The organism is Enterococcus sp. LX10, from assembly GCF_023539285.1.
GTDB lineage: Bacteria > Bacillota > Bacilli > Lactobacillales > Enterococcaceae > Enterococcus > Enterococcus faecalis.
In genome coordinates this window covers 1291215-1309965 of the sequence record NZ_CP092784.1, presented here as the reverse complement: position 1 = coordinate 1309965, position 18751 = coordinate 1291215, and the positions used below count along the sequence as shown (strand labels likewise).

Genomic DNA, 18751 nt, shown 5'->3' with positions numbered 1-18751 from the left:
CAATTATTTGACGTTCAATACAAGTAAGAAGGAAATTACGAACCCTAAGATGGCATAAGTTTCAACCATGGCAGCATAGATAATTCCTTTTGTTGCATGTTCTGGTTTCTTCGCTAAAATTTGGATCCCCGCAGCGGCTACACGACCTTGGGCAATCCCAGAGAACAATCCAGCAAAGGCAATTGGTAAAGCTGCTACAAAATAGTTCAATCCTTGAACCATACTCATATCGTTTCCTAAGTTAATATAAATTAAGAAAGCAATAACGAAACCGTATAGTCCTTGTGTACCTGGTAATAACTGTAAAATTAACGCTTGACCAAATTTTTCTGGCTGCTCCGTCGTTAAAGCTGCTGCTGCTTCCCCAGTAAAGCCAACCCCTTTGGCTGATCCAATCCCAGCAAAAATTGTCGCCATCGCCATTCCTAATACTGCAAAAACAATTCCACCATTATTATTAATTAAGTAATCCATCATCTCTATTTTCCTCCAATAAATAATTTTCTATTTTTTCTCAACATTGACATACTTTTCTTTTGTTTTTAGCGGATTAAACGCCCGGCCACCGCCTGTGTAAAATTTTCCAAAGAACTCAACATATTGCAAACGTGCGCCATGAACATACGCACCTAATAACGATAAGAATATGTTTAACGCATGTAAAACAATTAACAGCAAGATCCCCACGCTAAAACGGGCAACTGGCGGCATGAACTCAACGAGCATATTAAACGCTGAAGCAATACTTCCCCCAGCAATTCCTAACGCCATCAAACGTGTATAACTAACTAGGTCACCGACATAACCTGTCACACCGTATAGTCCATACAGTCCTTTGGCTAAGCCTTTTAATTTGGCCTTCGATTGAATCATTGGAATCACAATAATTGCAATGGCAGAAAGACTAGCTAAAATCGCACCTGCTGTAAATAAGCCTTCATTTTTAACCACTAATTTACCAACGACTAACAATGCTAAACCAAACAAAATCCCTAACCAAGCGTAACTTTCGTTAATACTATCTAAATAGCGCTTTTGTTTTGATAACTGAATCCCATTAATCATTAAACCGACAACCAATTGGATAAACCCAAAAATAACCGATAAAATAAGAATCGTATTTACATCTTCGGTCGTTGATAAAATCGGAAATGGTGATTTGATTCCAAATATTGTTGGCGGTAATGCTGCACCGAAAAACGAACCGTAAATGAAACCCCAAATAATTGTTGGAAATGATAAAATCAAGAAAAAGTCGGCAAAACGTTTCATGCCTCTCGGTAAAACAAATGCTTTCAACGCAATAATAGACAAGAGTAGCATCAGTAAGCCATAGCCAATATCCGCTACCATCATGCCAAAAAAGACTAGATAAAACGGCATCATCGCAGGTGTCGGATCAACTTCTTCATATTTTGGTAAGCTATACATCTCTGTTAACATTTCAAACGGCTGCACCAATTTATTATTCGCTAGTTTAACCGGTATATCTGTCTCAATTTCCGCCTTCGTAGGATTTTCAAAAGTAAGAGCTATTTCGTCCTTAGGAACTTTTTCTTCAATCGCTGTCAAAATTTCAGCTTTTTCTTCGACTGGAATCCACGTTTGCAAGATGAAAAATGACGAAGCATTTAACAAATGTTGACGTGCTTGTTCTCTTTGGATAACCGCCAATAAGACTTCTTCAGCCAAGCAAAACGTTTCATAGAAATCATGATAAGAAGCCAGTTGTTGCTTTAAGGTTTTTTCTTCTTTTTGTAAAATTTCATATTGTTCTTTGACTTGTTGATATGCCTCTTTAGGCGGAACATCATAACGGTATTGGAGTGGTTCAAAACTATATTGGTTTAATAACTCGGTTACACTCTGCTGATGTTCCTTCAGGTAAACGAGTGTAAAATAACTATGATGCATACTTTGATAAATTTCTTCAAAATAAACCGTTGGCCATTGAGACAAAGCGCTCAAGAAACTGGCTTTATTGGCTAGATTTATCGAACCATGAACGACATAACTACTTTTTAACTGCTGTTTATGCGGTAAAATATCCAGATATTGCCAGCGGCCTAATAATTCTTCTTCAGCTTCTAATCCTTGACGATCTGTTTGAATTTGTTTCAAAGATTCTTGAATATTCTTTAATTCCGTCAAATAGCTTTGTAATGTTTTTTCATCAAAGGTTTGTTCCAACTCTTCTAAGGTATAGACTTTTCTTTTTATCTTTAACCCTTTTCCTGAAGAGCGTGTCAAAAATAAAAGAAGCTCTTGCAATTGTTGTAGCATCGTTTCATATTTACGTAGCTGTTCAGTTGACTGTTCTGCTTGTAAAAAAGAATATTGACTCTTTAAGGCTTGTTCTTCTTCAGGCGAATGAAAAATCCGTTTTACTTCGACAATTTGCAAGCCTTGAATGGCTTGTAGAATTGCTGCTTCTTTTTCGGCAGCGGCAATTATTGTCATTTTTTCCATTTTACTAACTGCCATAAACGTCTTTCACCCTCTCAATAATTGAATCAATGACTTGTTCTTTGTTCGCTTCATAACGTTCGTGAAGCGCTTGTTCAGTGCGCTTTGTTTCATCTAAAAGTTGTTCTTTTTCAAGTTGTAACATCTTTTCTTGCGTTGCTAGTGAATCCGTCAGCACTTTTTCAACAGCTTCTTCACTCTCTTGACGTAGTTCAGCTAAACGTTCTTGCTTCTGTTCTTCATATAAACGACAATTCATCTTAGCTTGTTGCCGATGCTCTTCCACCGCATCCTCCGCTGCCTTGATTTGCTCTAGTACTTCTTGTACCATTGTCTCCACCTCCTTAGTTTTTACACCTTTAGCATATAAGAAAAAGGACTAGCGAAATAGAGATACGCTCAGCCCTTTTGTTTTAGGTATGCAAAAAGGCGCAAACTCAAAAATTGTTCTTCTCACCCCTTGAAGAACTGAATCCTTGAAGCTTTCGCCCAACCATTCTTTATTCAATACTCTACCATCTTAGCAAAGTTTTTCGCAAAATTCAATACTTACCCAAATGAATTAAAATAACAAATTTTCACTTTTATAATAGGTAATAAAAAGGCATTATTTTTTTCGCTTTATAATTATTGATCTTGAATTTTTTTCACATAGATGTGCTATACTTACGTAAACAATTAAATTTATTTGGAGGGATCTCTGATGAATATACGATATATTTCAATCTCTGGTAATACACGCTCATTTGTTCAACATTTAACAGCTTATGCCGAAGAGCAACATCAGCACAACGAAAAAAATCCTACGATTACTTTCAAAGAAATTTCGGAAAATTCTCCGTTAGAAGTAGAAACAGAACCATTTTTTACTTTTGTGCCTACCTATTTAGATGGTGGCGATGGCATCAACAACGGCAATACCGAAATTTTAACAGAAGTCATGCGAGAATATCTTACTTTTGAAAATAATTATCGTTATTGCTCTGGCGTGGTGGGCAGCGGCAATAAAAACTTTAACCACCAATACTGCCTGACAGCTAAACAGTATGCGGAACAATTTAACTTTCCCTTCTTAGCTGACTATGAATTAAGAGGTACTCAAGCGGATATTGAACGAATTTATGCTATTTTAAAGAAAAACCAATAAGCAAGTTTCATTACTAAAAAGCTCACCTATGATAGACTACATTTTGAGGTGATGAAAAATGAGAAATACATGGTTAGCAGAACAACTTCAGTCAATCAGCGAAGAACCCAATTCTTTTATTATCGAGGAAACCATCAAATATATTGAACAATTAGAAGATGATAATGAAAGTCTTCAAGTTGCATTGGAAGGAACTATTTGGAGTCCTAAAAAATGGAACGAACCATTGGAAAAATAATTTAAACAGAAGAAAAGAGCCAGAAACACTTACGTTTCTGGCTCTTTTCTTCTGTTATTTACAAATTATAGGCGTGCATTTAAATCTTTTGCTAATTCTTCAAAACCTGGTTTACCTAATAAAGCGAACATGTTGCGTTTGTAAGCTTCAACACCTGGTTGGTCAAATGGATTAACCCCATTTAAGTAACCTGAGATGCCCACCGCAATTTCGAAGAAGTACATAACATAACCTAATGAATAAGCATCCATTGTTGGCACTTTAACGATCATGTTTGGCACACCACCATCTGTGTGAGCAAGCAACGTACCTTCGAACGCTTTTGTATTGACGAAGTCAATTTCTTTTCCTTGTAAATAGCCTAGGCCATCTAAGTCTTCATTTTGTTCTGGAATTGAAATGCTATGGCGTGGATTTTCAATTTTAACCACTGTTTCAAATAAGTTACGCATACCTTCTTGAACATATTGACCCATGGAATGTAAGTCAGTTGAAAAGTCTGCGGCTGCTGGGAAAATACCTTTGCCATCTTTACCTTCTGATTCACCGTATAATTGTTTCCACCATTCAGAGAAATAGTGCATGCCAGGCTCATAGTTAATTAACATTTCAGTTGTTTTGCCTTTACGATATAAAATATTACGTAACGCAGCATATTGATAGGCTTGGTTTTCTTTTAAGTCGCTCGTTGCGCCGTATTCTTTACGTGCATCATTTGCACCTTCCATTAAACGATCAATATCCGCGCCGCTAACAGCGATTGGTAAAAGACCTACTGGCGTTAAAACAGTGAAACGGCCGCCCACATCATCAGGAATCACAAATGTTTCCCAACCTTCCGCATCAGCTTCAACTTTTACTGCTCCTTTAGCACGGTCAGTTGTCGCATAAATACGTTTATTGGCTTCTTCTTTGCCATATTTATTAATTAATAACTCTTTAAAGACGCGGAAAGCAATCGCTGGTTCTGTCGTAGTTCCAGATTTTGAAATAACGTTGACAGAAAAATCACGATCACCAATCACATTGATTAAATCAGCTAAATAAGTTGAGCTGATGCTATTTCCAGCAAAGAAGATTTGTGGCGCTTTCCGTTCTTCTTTTGATAATAGATTATTAAATGAATGTGTCAAAAATTCAATTGCTGCACGGGCACCTAAATATGAACCACCGATACCAATGACTACTAATACCTCAGAGTCAGATTGAATTTTTGCTGCTGCTTTTTTAATGCGCGCGAATTCTTCTTTGTCATAGTTTTCTGGTAAATCAATCCAGCCAGTAAAATCATTACCAGCTCCTGTACCTTCACGTAATGCTTTGTCCACTGCAGTGACTTGTGTTTGCATGTATTCCAATTCATGGTCAGCAACAAATGGTGCTAATTTGGAATAATCTAATTGAATGTGTGACATTCCTTTTCCTCCTCGAAAGTAAACTTACTACATGTATACTTTACGTGTTTTTAGACATTTTTTCAAGCAAATTCTTTTGGATAGACCAATTGTTTAATTTTAACTATTTAATTAGAGATATTTATTCTCTTAATCAAACAAACCAATAAAAAATGCTAGGAAATCCTAGCATTTTTTGTTATTAAACGAGTCCTTGACTTAGCATCGCTGCCGCTACTTTTTCAAAGCCAGCAATATTCGCACCTAAAACAAAGTTATCTCGTGCCTGATATTCGTTAGCTGTATCACGACAAGTCTCATAAATATTTTGCATAATTTGATCTAGCATACCATCAACTTTTTCAAAGGACCAAGCTAAACGTTCAGCATTTTGGCTCATCTCTAATGCAGAAACCGCAACACCACCTGCATTAGCGGCTTTACCTGGACAATAAATTACAGCTGATTTAGCAAAAACGGCGACTGCTTCTAGTGTACAAGGCATATTTGCGCCTTCTGCCACGACTTTCACTCCGTTTTTCACTAAAATAGCAGCTTGCTTTTCGTTGATTTCATTTTGTGTTGCACATGGTAACGCAATGTCATACGCTGTTTCGAAATCCCAAACAGATTCTTTATCATAATAAGTTGCGCCTTTACGTGTTTCAACATATTTTGAAATGCGTTCACGATTTTTTTCTTTTAGTTCTTTTACTAACGCCACATCAATTCCTTCTGGATCATAGACAAAACCAGACGAATCGGAACATGTGATTACTGTGGCACCTAGCTCAGTTGCTTTTTCCATGGCATAAATTGCGACATTCCCGCTACCAGAAACAGCAACTTTTTTGCCTTCAAACGTATCGTTTTTATCTGCTAATAAATGTTTAACAAAATAAACCGTTCCATAACCCGTCGCTTCTGTTCTTGCTTGGCTTCCCCAGTATCCTAAAGGTTTGCCAGTCAACACTCCTGCATCATAGTTGCGCAAGCGTTTATACATGCCAAACAAATAACCAATTTCACGAGCGCCTACGCCAATATCGCCTGCTGGAACATCTGTACTTGGACCAATATGTTTTTGAAGTTCGGTCATGAAACTTTGACAAAAGCGCATCACTTCAGCATCTGACTTACCTTTTGGATCAAAATCACTACCGCCTTTGCCGCCACCGATTGGCAAACCAGTTAAACTATTTTTAAAAATTTGTTCAAAGGCCAAAAACTTCATCACACTTAAATTCACACTTGGATGAAACCGCAAACCACCTTTGTATGGTCCAATCGCTGAATTATATTGAACACGATAGCCTCTGTTCACATGCCAGTTGCCCTGGTCATCTTGCCACGGCACACGAAATTGAAAAATACGTTCAGGTTCAATCAAGACACCTAAAATATTTGCTTCAATGTATTGAGGATTTTTTTCTAAAAAACCTTCTACGGTTGGTAAAAACTCATCGACTGCTTGTAAATATTCTGTTTGACCTTGGTCTAATTGGTGAATCTTTTCTTGAATATTTTTAACATATTGTTTTGCGTCCATTTAATCATCCTCTCATTGTTATAGGTTTATTTTAACTGAAAATTCAAAAATTACCATAGTCAAACGTTTATTTTTTCCTTAAATCCAGAAAAAATCCCGTAATTATGGTACACTACCTATTGAATTGGAGGAGAACTATGAAGAAATTTGATGTAATTATTGTCGGCGCTGGGACGAGTGGTATGATGGCCACGATTGCGGCCGCAGAAGCAGGCGCTCAAGTATTATTGATTGAAAAAAATCGCCGTGTTGGGAAAAAATTATTAATGACTGGTGGCGGCCGCTGTAATGTAACCAATAATCGGCCCGCAGAAGAAATCATTTCATTTATTCCTGGGAATGGAAAATTTTTATACAGCGCATTTTCACAATTTGATAACTATGATATCATGAACTTTTTTGAATCCAATGGTATTCACTTAAAAGAAGAAGATCACGGACGCATGTTCCCTGTTACAGATAAATCGAAGTCAATTGTTGATGCGCTATTTAACCGCATTAACGAATTAGGAGTCACTGTTTTTACAAAAACACAGGTCACAAAATTACTACGAAAAGACGATCAAATAATTGGCGTTGAAACCGAACTGGAAAAAATTTATGCACCGTGTGTTGTATTAACAACTGGCGGCCGCACTTATCCTTCCACAGGAGCAACTGGTGATGGCTATAAACTAGCCAAAAAAATGGGGCATACCATCAGCCCTCTCTACCCTACCGAATCGCCTATTATTTCTGAAGAACCTTTTATCCTTGATAAAACGTTGCAAGGTCTCTCTTTACAAGATATTAATTTAACTGTTTTGAACCAAAAAGGAAAACCTTTAGTTAATCATCAAATGGATATGCTGTTTACACATTTTGGCATTTCAGGACCTGCCGCGCTCCGCTGTTCTAGTTTTATTAACCAAGAATTAACTCGCAACGGCAATCAACCTGTCACGGTAGCCTTGGATGTGTTTCCGACAAAATCTTTTGAAGAAGTGCTGAAAAATGTTGATTACATGATTGAGGAACAGCCAAATAAAGTGGCAAAAAATGCCTTTCATTCTTTAATACCAGAACGTCTGCTTACTTTTTATCTAGAGAAACTAGCAATTGAAGAAGTGCCTGCCAAACAACTGACAGAAAAGCAACGTCTTTCCTTTGTGGAACTACTGAAAGACTTTCAGTTCACTGTTACGAAAACATTGCCCTTGGAAAAATCTTTTGTCACAGGCGGTGGGATTTCCCTCAAAGAAGTGACCCCTAAAACAATGGAGAGCAAATTAGTCAATGGTTTATTTTTTGCTGGTGAACTTTTAGATATTAATGGCTATACTGGAGGCTACAATGTTACAGCTGCATTTGTCACTGGACATGTTGCTGGCTCCCATGCCGCAGAAATTGCAGAATACACCTATTTACCAATTGAAGAAGTCTAAACAAAAAGTCGCTAAAATAGCGACTTTTTGTCTACTTTTTTTATTTATCAATAATTTTCCCGTTTTCTAAATAAATAGTGCGGGTGGCTATTTTTTCCACAAACGTTTCATCATGCGAGGTGAAAATTACTGTTCCTTGATAGGCACTTATAAATTCTTCAAGTGCTTGGATTGTCTCTAAATCAAGAAAATTGGTGGGTTCATCCAATAAGATGATATTATTTGGTTCTATAAATAATTGAGCCAAAGTAATTTTTATGGCTTCGCCACCACTTAGAGAAGATATCTTTGTCTGTAAATTTTCTTGTTGAAAACCTAGACGATATAAAAGTGAACGCACAATCTTTTCAGAATAATTTGTCCGCTTCAATAAATAAGTCAACAGTGGTTCATCATTTTTTAATCGATAATCTAATTGATGATACGTTCCTAACCGGACTTTGGGAGAAAAGTAAATGGCCGGGTGACGGGCTTCAATTTGTTGAAGGAAGGTACTCTTCCCAGCACCATTTTTTCCACAAAGTGCTATTTTTTCGTTTAAAGGAATTTGAACGTTCACTTGGTTAAGAATTGTTCGATTCTCATAAGCGAAAGTTAAATTTTCAATTCTAATTGGATATGGATTGTATAAAGAGAACTGATTATTAGTAGGAAAAATAATTTTTCGCTCTTGTTTTGCTTGCGCAACATCGGGTAATCTGTCAATTCTGGCATTAATCGCTTTCGCTTGTTTTTGGAGTGCTTTTTGTACGGTATCTTTTTGTTTAGAACCAGCTAAACGACTAGGTTTAATTTGCTTTTGTTTTTGTTTTTTTGAAACATGACTAGATTTTTGCGCTTGTGCTTGTTTCTTTGCGTAAGATTCCTGTAATTTTTTCTTTTCCTTTTGATATTGATGATAGACATTATATTGTGTTTGCTGTTCCAATTCTTTTTGACGACAATACGCATCGTAGTTCCCTAAATATTCTTTGACATGTCCATCCGAAACTTCCCAAATTTTCTCTGCTAATTGATTCAAGAAAAAGCGATCATGACTAACAAACAAAACGGTCCCATAATAATACGTTAAATCTGCCACTAACAACTGACGATGTTCTTTATCTAAATGTGTGGTTGGTTCATCTAAAATAACCCCTGTTGGATACTCTGAAAATAATGTTGCTAAGCGTTTTTGGACTTTTTCGCCACCACTTAGTTTTTGATTTTTCTGATTTAGCAAACAGTTTTTGTCAGTTTTCTCTGATTCATTCGTTATTTCTTCAGCTACTTGTGCCAAGTAATGAAAGTCGTTCAATCTTTGAACTTTTCCTTTATCTGATTGAATCTTACCCATAATTAAATTGAGCAGTGTTGATTTTCCTGCGCCGTTTTTACCAATAATCCCAATTTTTTCATTTTCATATACAAATAATTCATCAATTTCTAGAATTGGTTTTCCCGAAAAGTGAATACTTACTTCTTTCAGATGAATACTTAATTTTTTCATTTCGCCCTCTTCTTTCATTTCTGAAACGAAAGAATCTTGGGTACGCAAAAAAGGATAGCCTAATCGCTATCCTTGTAGTTTCGTATAAAAGTACACACGTCACCCATGAATTTTAATTTCAGACTTTTTGATAAGATTTATTCAATTTATTTTGTCAAAAAGTCAATCCAAATTCTGATAGATGCCAACATACAATTATACCTCCTCGTTTAATTACTCCCACATTAACACCTCTGCTTCCTTTTGTCAATTCTGACCCTAAAATCAGAGAATCGGACTTTAGTAGGATACAATTTTACCGAAACTATGGCAAAATAAAGACGGAGGTGAAAACCATGAAGATTACATTGACACGAAAAACATCAGCTTGGGGCGCGTTACGCTATTTTACATTTTATAAAAATGGTGTGCATCAAGGGAAACTTTTTACTAATGTACCTATTGAAATTGAGGCTGATCCTGGGGATGTTTTAACGTTCTATGAAGGCTGGTTCCAATTTTATCGGCGCATTGAAGTTACTGAAGATACCAAAGAAATCACGATTATCAATTCTAAAAAATTGCAACACGTTTTTTATACCTGTGTCGTCTTATTTTTAATTTTAACGCTATTATTCCTTTCCGCACAGAAACTTTCGACATTTATTATTGCTGAAATTTTAATTTACTCTGGTATTCAGTGGCTGTTCCGGCAACAAACCTATCATTTTACTGTCAAGAAAAAAACGGAACCCTTTGCTTCCTATTCTAAAAAAAGTATCGCACACTAAACGAATCTTTAGCGTGCGATATTTTTTAATTACTTTTCATTAATTCGGCCACATATGTGACTGTTTCTGGTTGTGTTTCTTCAATTTTATTAATCGCATCTGCAAAATTCGGTAAATGTGCTTTGTGGGCAATTAATAATTCGTCCAACAAGGTCTTCGCCATGACGCCGCCAGGAACTAATGGATTAATAGTGAAAGCATGCAATGCTGCGCCGTAATCACCATTGATGGCTGCTCGAATAACCGTTTCTTCCATAGCTTTCATATTTTGAATAATTCCTCGTGCTGCTGGCGGAAAGGCCCCCCAGTTGTAAGGTTCATGGCCATGTGCTGTTACAGGTCCAGATACTTCTACAACACAATCATACGGTAAATCAGTAATTGTCCCATTATTTTCAGTAGAAACAACCATATCCGTTCGTTTATCATTATAAATTGATGCGATCATTTCACAAGCTGCATCGCTATAGTGTGTGCCGCCCCGTTCTTCTAATTCTTTTGGTTTGTAATCTAGTTTGGGATCTTTATACAATTCAAACAGACGACCTTCCGTTTCTTTAACCACTTGTGCTCTTGTTTCGCCCCGTTCATACTCTTCGATGGAATGCTTCAACATCTCATCTTCAATATAATAATAGCGATGATAACCACATGGTAACATTCCTAAATCTTTTAACTGTTCATAATGGAACGGCGCATCAAAAATATTTTTCAAATGACTTCCTTGCTCTTGCTTAGGTCCGTAAATTAAATCAATGAGTTCTTGTGTTCGCTCTTGTCCTTCTTTGTCCCAAACGCGGTGCCAATGGAAATGATTAATTCCAGCAAATTTAAAGAATAAGTCTTCTTCTGGAATTCCCAGCATTTCGGCCGCTTGTTTTCTATGACCAATCGGCACATTACATAAGCCAACTGTTTTTTTCCAACCGCCATGTTTAATTGCGGCTTCCGTAACCATTCCAGCTGGATTGGTAAAATTCACTAACCAAGCATCTGGGCAAAGACGTTTCATATCGTCAATAATAGCTAAAATGACAGGAATCGTTCGAAATGCTTTAAACATTCCTCCCGCGCCATTTGTTTCTTGGCCTAATACTCCATGGGACAAAGGAATCCGTTCATCTTTAATGCGAGCATCTAATAATCCTACACGAAACTGTGTTGAAACAAAATCCGCCCCTTCTAAGGCTGCTTCACGGTCCAATGTTAAATGAACTTCCCAATCTAAACCAGCAGCTTTAATCATGCGCTTCGCCATTGCCCCAACGATTTCCAATTTTTCTTTACCAGCTTCAATATCGACTAACCAAATTTCCTTAATTGGCAGTTCATCTTTTCTTTTAATATATCCTTCAATTAATTCAGGTGTATAACTAGAACCGCCACCAATTGTTGCAATTTTTAATGCTCCTCTTGTCATCCGTCTTCTTCCTCCTTGATTAAATTGTTATCGTTTACATCTTTAGGATAAATTATGGGAATGTTCCCATGTCAAGCACTATTTTCAAAAAAATGTATGCTATACTTCTTATAAGAATACATTCCACTTTGGAGGTAAAAAATGACGTCTATCATTGATGTAGCAAAAGTTGCCGGTGTCTCGAAATCGACTGTTTCTCGCTTAATTTCTGGAAAAGGATATGTGAGTACCGATAGTCAAGAAAAAATTCTCAAAGCAATGAAAGAATTAAATTATACTCCGAATTATGTGGCGCGGAATTTACGAGCAGGTGCCACAAAAACCATTGGCTTTTTAGCCCCTAGTTATTTAGGTTCCTTAGGCATTTTCTTGAATCGCTTTATTTCAATTGCCAAAAATTACAATTATTCCGTAACCTTATTTTTTACAGATGGCGATCAGCAGAAAGAAATTGATGCCTTGAACCAATTAAAATACAAACAATTAGATGGCTTGTTTTTATTGACACGAACAAATGAATGGTCGGTGATTGAGCCTTACAGCGCATATGGTCCTTTAGCAACCTGGCATCGTATCGATTCACCTAATATATACTCTTCCTACATTGATCATTACTCTGGTTACTATCGTTCCTTAGAATATTTACAACAACAAGGATACCAAAAAATCGGTCATGTCCTCGGTAATCCCGAAAATTTAAACACGCAAGCACGAAAACGTGCAATGAAAGATTTTTATGAAAACACTCAGGCACCTTGGCAAGCTGAGTGGCTGATTAATGATCAGTATACTAACCATTCTGGTCGCAAAATTGCCCATTACTGGCAACAATTAACCGAAAAGCCAGAAGCTTTGGCCTTTTATAATGATCACGTAGCAGCTGAGTTTATTTCAGAACTTGAAAATCTAAATTATGCCGTTCCTCGAGATGTCGCTGTCATTGGCTTTGATAATAGTTATGTCAGTGAATTGATGCATATTACGACTGTTGATTATGCCATTCAGTATCAAGCCGAAAACTCATTTATTTACCTATACAACCAATTAAATCAGACGAACATTCCTGAAAAAAAATTAACCGTTCGTCTAGTTGAACGACGAACGGTGCCTAAAAAAAAACCGGCAGATCAGTCACTTTGACTGATTTACCGGGTCCTTTTAGAGTTAAACAAAAATTATTTATGCTTTTGTTCATTTTTTAAAATAGAAATTGACTGTTTTAAGGATTGAATCATGCCGCCTTCGCTGTATACAAGAACGTTTGATTTGTATAAACGAGCAGAGAAGATTGTTAAAATAATTCCAAAGACTGCCAAAATCACTAATGAGACAATTGCTTCCATTGTTGATGCCGTTTCGGTCGCCAAGCGTACTGGCATAATGTATGACGAAATCAGCGGAATAAAGGAAGTCACTTTCACCACGATATTTTGTGGATCATTCGTCCCAAACGTAATGCCGATCATATAACCGATTAAACCAATATACATGATAGGCTGAACTGCTTTTGCTGTATCCTCTGGTTTGGAAACAAGAGAACCACAAAGTGCTGCCAAAACAGCAAAAACGAGAATACCAATAATGAAAAAGCCTAATGTAAAAATAAAGGTTGATGAAAAAATATTTTGTGGTGAAATACCACTTAATAGACTTTTCATAAAATCAAGATTTTTCAATTGAGAATAGCCGAGAACAAACGCCACTCCGTAAATGAAAATTTGTGTTAAAGCTACTAGAATAACCCCAGTTAATTTGCCATAAAAATGGGTTTGCGCTTTTGTACTAGAGAGAATAACTTCCATGATTCTAGTGCCTTTTTCAGAAGCAATCTCTTGGGCAATAATTGAAGAATAACTGCTGATGAAGACAAATAACAAAATTGTTATCCCCATTGCTAACGCCATTTGAATCCCTGTGTTATCTTCTCCTGTTTTTATTTTGCCATTTTCATCAAAACTAATTTTGGCTTTTTTAAATGTTGCTTGTTGATTCAACATGGCAACTTGCTCAGCCGTTAGGTTTAAACGATTGGCATTCGCCATTGTTTGTAATTGGTTTAACATTTGAGGGATTAGCATCTCGGTTGCATTTCCTAAAGAGCGTTCAGAGTAAAGCTGACCAGAAATCTGATTATCTGTAGTGTCCAAAAGTAAATAGGCATCAATTTTCTCGTCTTTTAATTGTTCTTGGGCCTTTTTCTCAGAAGAAACAGCTTTAAAAGAAAAGTCCTCTGTTTTATTCTTTGTCAACTCTTTAACCAGCGCTTGATTTTCCGAAACCAGACCAATGGTAGTATCTCCTGAAAAACCGCTAGCTAGAGAGCCCGCTAAGTAAACAATTCCTACAAGAAGAAATGGCGCTAAAATCATGATTAAGAAAGACAGCGACTTCACATTTTTCTTATAGACATCAGTCGCAATAATCCAAAATTTACTCATCTCGCCCACCTACTTTCATTTTGAAAATTTCTTCCAATGTTGGTGGTTGTTGATTAAACATTGGAATGTAGCCGTTGGCTGTCGCTTTATCAAACAACACTTTGCCCACTTCAGCGTTTTCTAATGTCGCTTCTAAGACGCCATCTTGTCGCAAGTGTGCTTCTTTCACACCTGCTGTAGCAGCAACTTCCTCAACAGATAACGGTGATTCTAAAAATAATTTTGTTCGACCAAATTGTTGTCGAATTTCATGAACCTGACCATCTAAAACCATGCGTCCATTTTTTAACATGACTAAATGGTCACAGATTTTTTCCACATTGTCCATATTATGACTGGAAAAAATGACACAAGAACCTTGATTTTTCAATTCAATAATGCCGTCTTTTAATAATTCTGCATTAACTGGATCCAAGCCACTGAATGGTTCGTCTAAAATAATTAACTTCGGTTCATGAATAAGTGTCGCAATCAATTGAACTTTTTGTTGATTTCCTTTTGATAAAGATTTAACTTTATCCGTTTTTTTGCCTTTAACTTGAAATTTTTCCATCCAAAAGTCAATTTTAGGTTCAATTTCTTTTTTAGTTTTCCCCCGCAATGAAGCGAAATAAATTAGTTGGTCTTCAATCGTAATTTTAGGATATAAACCCCGTTCTTCTGGTAAATAACCAATAATATTGTATTCTTTTTCGTTTAATGGTTGACCATTCCATAAAACCGACCCGCTATCTTGTGTTAAAAAATTTAAAATCAAGCGAAACGTAGTTGTTTTTCCGGCACCATTTTGGCCAATTAATCCTAAAATTTTCCCGTCCGGTATCGTAAAGGATACATGATCAACTGCTTTAAAATCCCCAAAGGTTTTGACTAACTCTTTTACCTCTAACACATAAACGCCCCCTTCACTTTTTCTAAACCGCTGTTTAGTTACTCATATCGTATCTTTCCTGTGTTGGCTTGTCAATCACAATTGTTATGAAAAGATGTTGCACTTTAATCAGACGCTTTATTTTCTGCTAAGCGAAAAAGGCCATCCGTCTCGGCAGAAATATGCACTTCATTTGCGGTCAAGCCTGTGCTTTCATAAAATTTATTTTTAAATTCCTTTGCCGATTTTGATGATTGGCAGGCCCAAATTCGACCTGTACGATTCAGCCACGTACCCAATTCATTTATTAAACGCTCATCAATCAGTAATTGATTTGGTACTTTTTTAAATTTTATTTGATAAACGGGTGTTAGTATTTTCATGATCAGACGTCCTCTCTTTTAAGTTAGTATTAGTATATCACGAAAGAAATCGTTATCATATTTTCTTGAGAGTTCAACTTTTCATGAAAAAATTGAATAAAAAAAAACAGAGCCTGGGACAAAAATCACTTTGGATTTTTGTCCCAGGCTTAAAACCTTATAAACGGCGGGAACAGAACCAACACTAAGCGTTGCTCCGATCTCAATAACTTCTAAGGTGTTTTCTCGACATGCGTCTCGTCACAGTACAGCCTTCAAAAGAGCTACAGCTCTAAGAGTTGCGATGTTTCACTGTGAAGCATGAACAGATGAAATCATCGTACCTACTTGGTGAAGGTTCTTCGGAACTTACAAGGATAAAACTGTGACGAGCCTTTGGCGAGAAAACAATAAGCCGAAATTGACTTTCTCACACAAGTGTTCGGCGTATCTTAATCCTTCCAAGTGTTGAGAATCACGAAGAACGTAGTGATTCGATGATGAACAATACCTACTTCGCAGAGCTCCGATCTCATCAATCTCTAAGTGATAAATCACTAAGAATTGAAGGACTTGGTCTCCAAAAATTAAAGAACACCGGGTCCTTCAATTCTAGCATGTTCCATGCGTAGAAATTGATGCGAACGAAACGGAGTGTAGTGTATCATGCAACATCAACTCGTACCTCGTTGTGTTTTATGACAATTTTCGGAAATTTCTTCTTATTGCTGAGAAACACTATTTGCAAAGCAAATAGATGTTGAACAGTACCTACTTGGTTCTCGGAGCTAAACGTTTCTGTCCCGACCTCTGGCTTGTTTTCATTTATTTTTCTATCTCAGAGGTTGTTTCTTGGTGCAAATGACGATACACATTCTTTGCGACAGTTTCAGGTAACCCAGCTTTTCTTAATTCTTCAACACTGGCTGCCGTAATATTTTTAAGCGATTTAAATTCTTTTAAAAGATTTTTTTTGCGTTTCGGTCCCAAGCCTTCAATGTTATCTAATTTGGAAGCAAAACTATTTTTACTACGTAATTGACGATGAAATGTGATTGCAAAACGATGGACTTCATCTTGGATTCGTTGCAACAAGAAAAATTCTTGTGAGTTTCTTTCCAATGGTACAACTTCTAAGTCTGGACCAAATAAAAGTTCACTCGTTTTGTGCTTGTCGTTCTTGGCTAATCCAGCTACAGGAATATCGACTCCTAGTTGATTGGCTAACACATCTTTGGCAACATCGACTTGACCTTTACCACCATCGATTAAAATTAAATCAGGAAAAGGCAAGCCTTCTTTTAAAACTCGTGAATATCTGCGATAAATGACTTCTCTCATAGAAGCGTAATCATCAGGACCTTGGACGGTTTTTATTTTATATTTTCGATACTCATTTTTAGCTGGCCGTCCGTCAATAAACACAACCATCGCAGAAACAGGGTTTGTTCCCATAATATTTGAGTTATCAAATGCTTCAATTCGAATGGGCGCAGGTATGTTCATCGCATTGCCTAATTTTTCAACTGCGCCAATTGTTCGTTCTTGTTTCCGTACAATCAAATCGAATTTTTCATTTAAAGCAACTGCAGCATTTTTACTGGCTAATTTAACCAGTTTTTTCTTTTCTCCCCGTTGCGGCTGCAAGACTTTCGTAGCTAATAACGCTTCAACGCTTTCTTTATCAATGTCATCAGGAATCAAGACTTCTTTTGGCACAAAATGCTCATTCTCTTGATAAAATTGTCCAATAAAAGTTAAAAATGCTTCACTGGCATCATCATAAAATGGAAAAATCGATACATCACGTTCGATTAATTTTCCTTGTCTGACAAAGAATACTTGGACACACATCCAGCCTTTATCAACAGCATAACCAAACACATCACGATCAATTAAATCTACATTCGTCATTTTTTGGCGGGTCATAACTGTTTCAATCGCTTTAATTTGATCGCGAAATTCTGCAGCTTTTTCAAATTCCATATGTGCAGCTGCATAAGCCATTTTTTCTTGTAAGCGGTCCTGAATTTCTGTATGTCCACCAGAGAGAAACCCTTTAATCTCTTCCACCATATCTTTGTAGACTTGCGGATCCACATCAAAAGCATAGGGACACAGACATTGTCCTAAATGATAATACAAACAAGGTGTTTTTTGCGACGGATTACATTTTCGCAAAGGAAAAAGCCGATCTAACAGTTTCTTTGTTTCATTCGCTGCATTTACATCTGGATATGGCCCGAAATATAACGCTTTGTCTTTTAAAACCTTTCGAGTAATCATTAAACGAGGATATTTTTCGTTTGTGATTTTGATAAAAGGATAGGTTTTATCGTCTTTTAACATGATGTTATATTTGGGATTATTTTTATGGATTAAATTAATTTCTAATAAAAGTGCTTCAATATTCGATTCTGTCACAATATATTCAAAATCATCGATTTCACTGACTAATCGTTCTGTCTTAGTATCATGGCTACCACGAAAATAAGACCGGACACGGTTTTTCAAAATTTTGGCTTTCCCAACATAGATAATCGTGCCGTTTTTATCTTTCATTAAATAACAACCAGGTTGATCAGGAAGCAGTGCTAATTTATTTTTTATTCGTTCGTTCATACGATACTTCCTTTCTAACAAAATACTTCATCTATTATACACCTCTTTTTGTAATTAAACAAAAAAAGCCGCTACTTTATGTACGAAAGAAACAGCCTGAAAAGACAATCGCTAATGATTTCTCTTCAGACTGAATCAGACTATTCGTAATGACTAATCAACGTTTATAAGTGTTTGGCAATCATTGCTTGCAATTGATCTTTTGTATGAACACCGACTGCTTTTTCAACAACTTCGCCATCTTTTTTCAATAGCAATGTTGGGATGCTCATGATTCCAAAACTTGCTGGTGTTGCAGGATTTTCATCCACATCCATTTTGACGATTTTTACTTCGTCTTCATCATATTCTTCAGATAATTGTTCTAAGATGGGTGCTTGCATACGACAAGGGCCACACCAAGTTGCCCAAAAGTCGATTAAGACTAATCCTTCATCTGTTTCTGTTGCAAAATCTTTATCGGTAATTGCTTGTGTCATTTCACAAACCTCCTACTCTTTACTCTTACTACATGCTTAGTATAACACGTCATCTCTAAGATAGCGAGTGTTCTGCTTACTT

Annotated in this window: 17 protein-coding genes and 1 other annotated feature; of the genes, 5 read left to right on the top strand and 12 right to left on the bottom strand. The window is 36.6% G+C overall.

Going from position 1 to position 18751, the window contains the following annotated elements; all coding sequences use genetic code 11:
• Window positions 1–3 precede the first annotated feature (3 nt).
• From MKZ30_RS06245 to MKZ30_RS06235, 3 genes are read right to left on the bottom strand one after another with little or no spacing between them, the layout of a single operon-like run.
• The gene (locus MKZ30_RS06245; protein ID WP_002363905.1) at window positions 4–477 is read right to left on the bottom strand and encodes a V-type ATP synthase subunit K; all 474 of its coding nucleotides are present in this window, start codon (window positions 475–477) and stop codon (window positions 4–6) included.
• Between the two features lie 27 nt (window positions 478–504).
• Window positions 505–2484 carry a V-type ATP synthase subunit I gene (locus MKZ30_RS06240; RefSeq protein WP_010715175.1) on the bottom strand — a complete coding sequence of 660 codons (1980 nt, stop codon included), beginning with the start codon at window positions 2482–2484 and terminating at the stop codon, window positions 505–507.
• Complete coding sequence (locus tag MKZ30_RS06235; protein WP_002381927.1) at window positions 2474–2797, bottom strand: V-type ATPase subunit F; 324 nt, start codon at window positions 2795–2797, stop codon at window positions 2474–2476. The genes MKZ30_RS06240 and MKZ30_RS06235 overlap by 11 nt, the downstream gene beginning before the upstream one ends.
• 116 nt (window positions 2798–2913) lie before the next feature.
• Window positions 2914–2961: a sequence feature (sodium ion sensor (DUF1646 type); this cis-regulatory element may regulate processes involved in with the transportation of sodium ions), on the bottom strand.
• A 208-nt stretch (window positions 2962–3169) separates the two neighbouring features.
• On the opposite strand from MKZ30_RS06235, the gene nrdI reads away from it, so the two are divergent.
• On the top strand, window positions 3170–3613 hold the full coding sequence (gene nrdI / locus MKZ30_RS06230; protein WP_010816499.1) for a class Ib ribonucleoside-diphosphate reductase assembly flavoprotein NrdI: 444 nt from the start codon (window positions 3170–3172) through the stop codon (window positions 3611–3613).
• Window positions 3614–3671: 58 nt separating this feature from the next.
• Entirely contained in the window at window positions 3672–3851 is a 180-nt protein-coding gene (locus tag MKZ30_RS06225; RefSeq protein WP_002357684.1) for a hypothetical protein, read from the top strand.
• A gap of 65 nt (window positions 3852–3916) precedes the next feature.
• Here MKZ30_RS06225 and MKZ30_RS06220 read toward each other — a convergent pair whose 3' ends face one another.
• Complete coding sequence (locus tag MKZ30_RS06220) at window positions 3917–5266, bottom strand: glucose-6-phosphate isomerase (RefSeq protein ID WP_002357685.1); 1350 nt, start codon at window positions 5264–5266, stop codon at window positions 3917–3919.
• A 181-nt stretch (window positions 5267–5447) separates the two neighbouring features.
• Window positions 5448–6794 carry an NADP-specific glutamate dehydrogenase gene (gene gdhA / locus MKZ30_RS06215; RefSeq protein ID WP_002366640.1) on the bottom strand — a complete coding sequence of 449 codons (1347 nt, stop codon included), beginning with the start codon at window positions 6792–6794 and terminating at the stop codon, window positions 5448–5450.
• A gap of 137 nt (window positions 6795–6931) precedes the next feature.
• Here gdhA and MKZ30_RS06210 point away from each other — a divergent pair, with 137 nt between their 5' ends.
• Entirely contained in the window at window positions 6932–8218 is a 1287-nt protein-coding gene (locus MKZ30_RS06210; RefSeq protein WP_002361770.1) for a BaiN/RdsA family NAD(P)/FAD-dependent oxidoreductase, read from the top strand.
• Window positions 8219–8258: 40 nt separating this feature from the next.
• On the opposite strand, the gene abc-f is transcribed toward MKZ30_RS06210, so the two are convergent.
• Window positions 8259–9725 (bottom strand): ribosomal protection-like ABC-F family protein, encoded by a 1467-nt coding sequence (abc-f, locus tag MKZ30_RS06205; RefSeq protein WP_249958806.1) that lies wholly within the window; start codon window positions 9723–9725, stop codon window positions 8259–8261.
• Between the two features lie 245 nt (window positions 9726–9970).
• Between abc-f and MKZ30_RS06200 the strand changes: the two genes are divergently transcribed.
• Window positions 9971–10477, top strand: a complete 507-nt coding sequence (locus MKZ30_RS06200) for a hypothetical protein (RefSeq protein WP_002366637.1) — start codon at window positions 9971–9973, stop codon at window positions 10475–10477.
• 25 nt (window positions 10478–10502) lie between these two features.
• Here MKZ30_RS06200 and MKZ30_RS06195 read toward each other — a convergent pair whose 3' ends face one another.
• The gene (locus tag MKZ30_RS06195) at window positions 10503–11897 is read right to left on the bottom strand and encodes a 6-phospho-beta-glucosidase (RefSeq protein ID WP_002419307.1); all 1395 of its coding nucleotides are present in this window, start codon (window positions 11895–11897) and stop codon (window positions 10503–10505) included.
• Window positions 11898–12038: 141 nt separating this feature from the next.
• Between MKZ30_RS06195 and MKZ30_RS06190 the strand changes: the two genes are divergently transcribed.
• Entirely contained in the window at window positions 12039–13037 is a 999-nt protein-coding gene (locus tag MKZ30_RS06190) for a LacI family DNA-binding transcriptional regulator (protein ID WP_016613969.1), read from the top strand.
• 35 nt (window positions 13038–13072) lie between these two features.
• Here MKZ30_RS06190 and MKZ30_RS06185 read toward each other — a convergent pair whose 3' ends face one another.
• From MKZ30_RS06185 to trxA, 5 genes are all read right to left on the bottom strand, one after another.
• Window positions 13073–14335 (bottom strand): ABC transporter permease, encoded by a 1263-nt coding sequence (locus tag MKZ30_RS06185; RefSeq protein ID WP_010715169.1) that lies wholly within the window; start codon window positions 14333–14335, stop codon window positions 13073–13075.
• Window positions 14328–15227, bottom strand: a complete 900-nt coding sequence (locus MKZ30_RS06180) for an ABC transporter ATP-binding protein (protein WP_010816496.1) — start codon at window positions 15225–15227, stop codon at window positions 14328–14330. Before MKZ30_RS06180 ends, MKZ30_RS06185 begins: the two co-directional genes overlap by 8 nt.
• A 104-nt stretch (window positions 15228–15331) precedes the next feature.
• A complete protein-coding gene (locus MKZ30_RS06175; RefSeq protein ID WP_002360406.1) occupies window positions 15332–15589 on the bottom strand; it encodes a DUF3884 family protein in 258 nt (85 codons plus the stop codon).
• An 804-nt stretch (window positions 15590–16393) separates the two neighbouring features.
• Window positions 16394–18190 (bottom strand): excinuclease ABC subunit UvrC, encoded by a 1797-nt coding sequence (gene uvrC / locus MKZ30_RS06170; protein WP_002371199.1) that lies wholly within the window; start codon window positions 18188–18190, stop codon window positions 16394–16396.
• Between the two features lie 164 nt (window positions 18191–18354).
• Window positions 18355–18669 (bottom strand): thioredoxin, encoded by a 315-nt coding sequence (gene trxA, locus MKZ30_RS06165; RefSeq protein ID WP_002357703.1) that lies wholly within the window; start codon window positions 18667–18669, stop codon window positions 18355–18357.
• Window positions 18670–18751 lie beyond the last annotated feature (82 nt).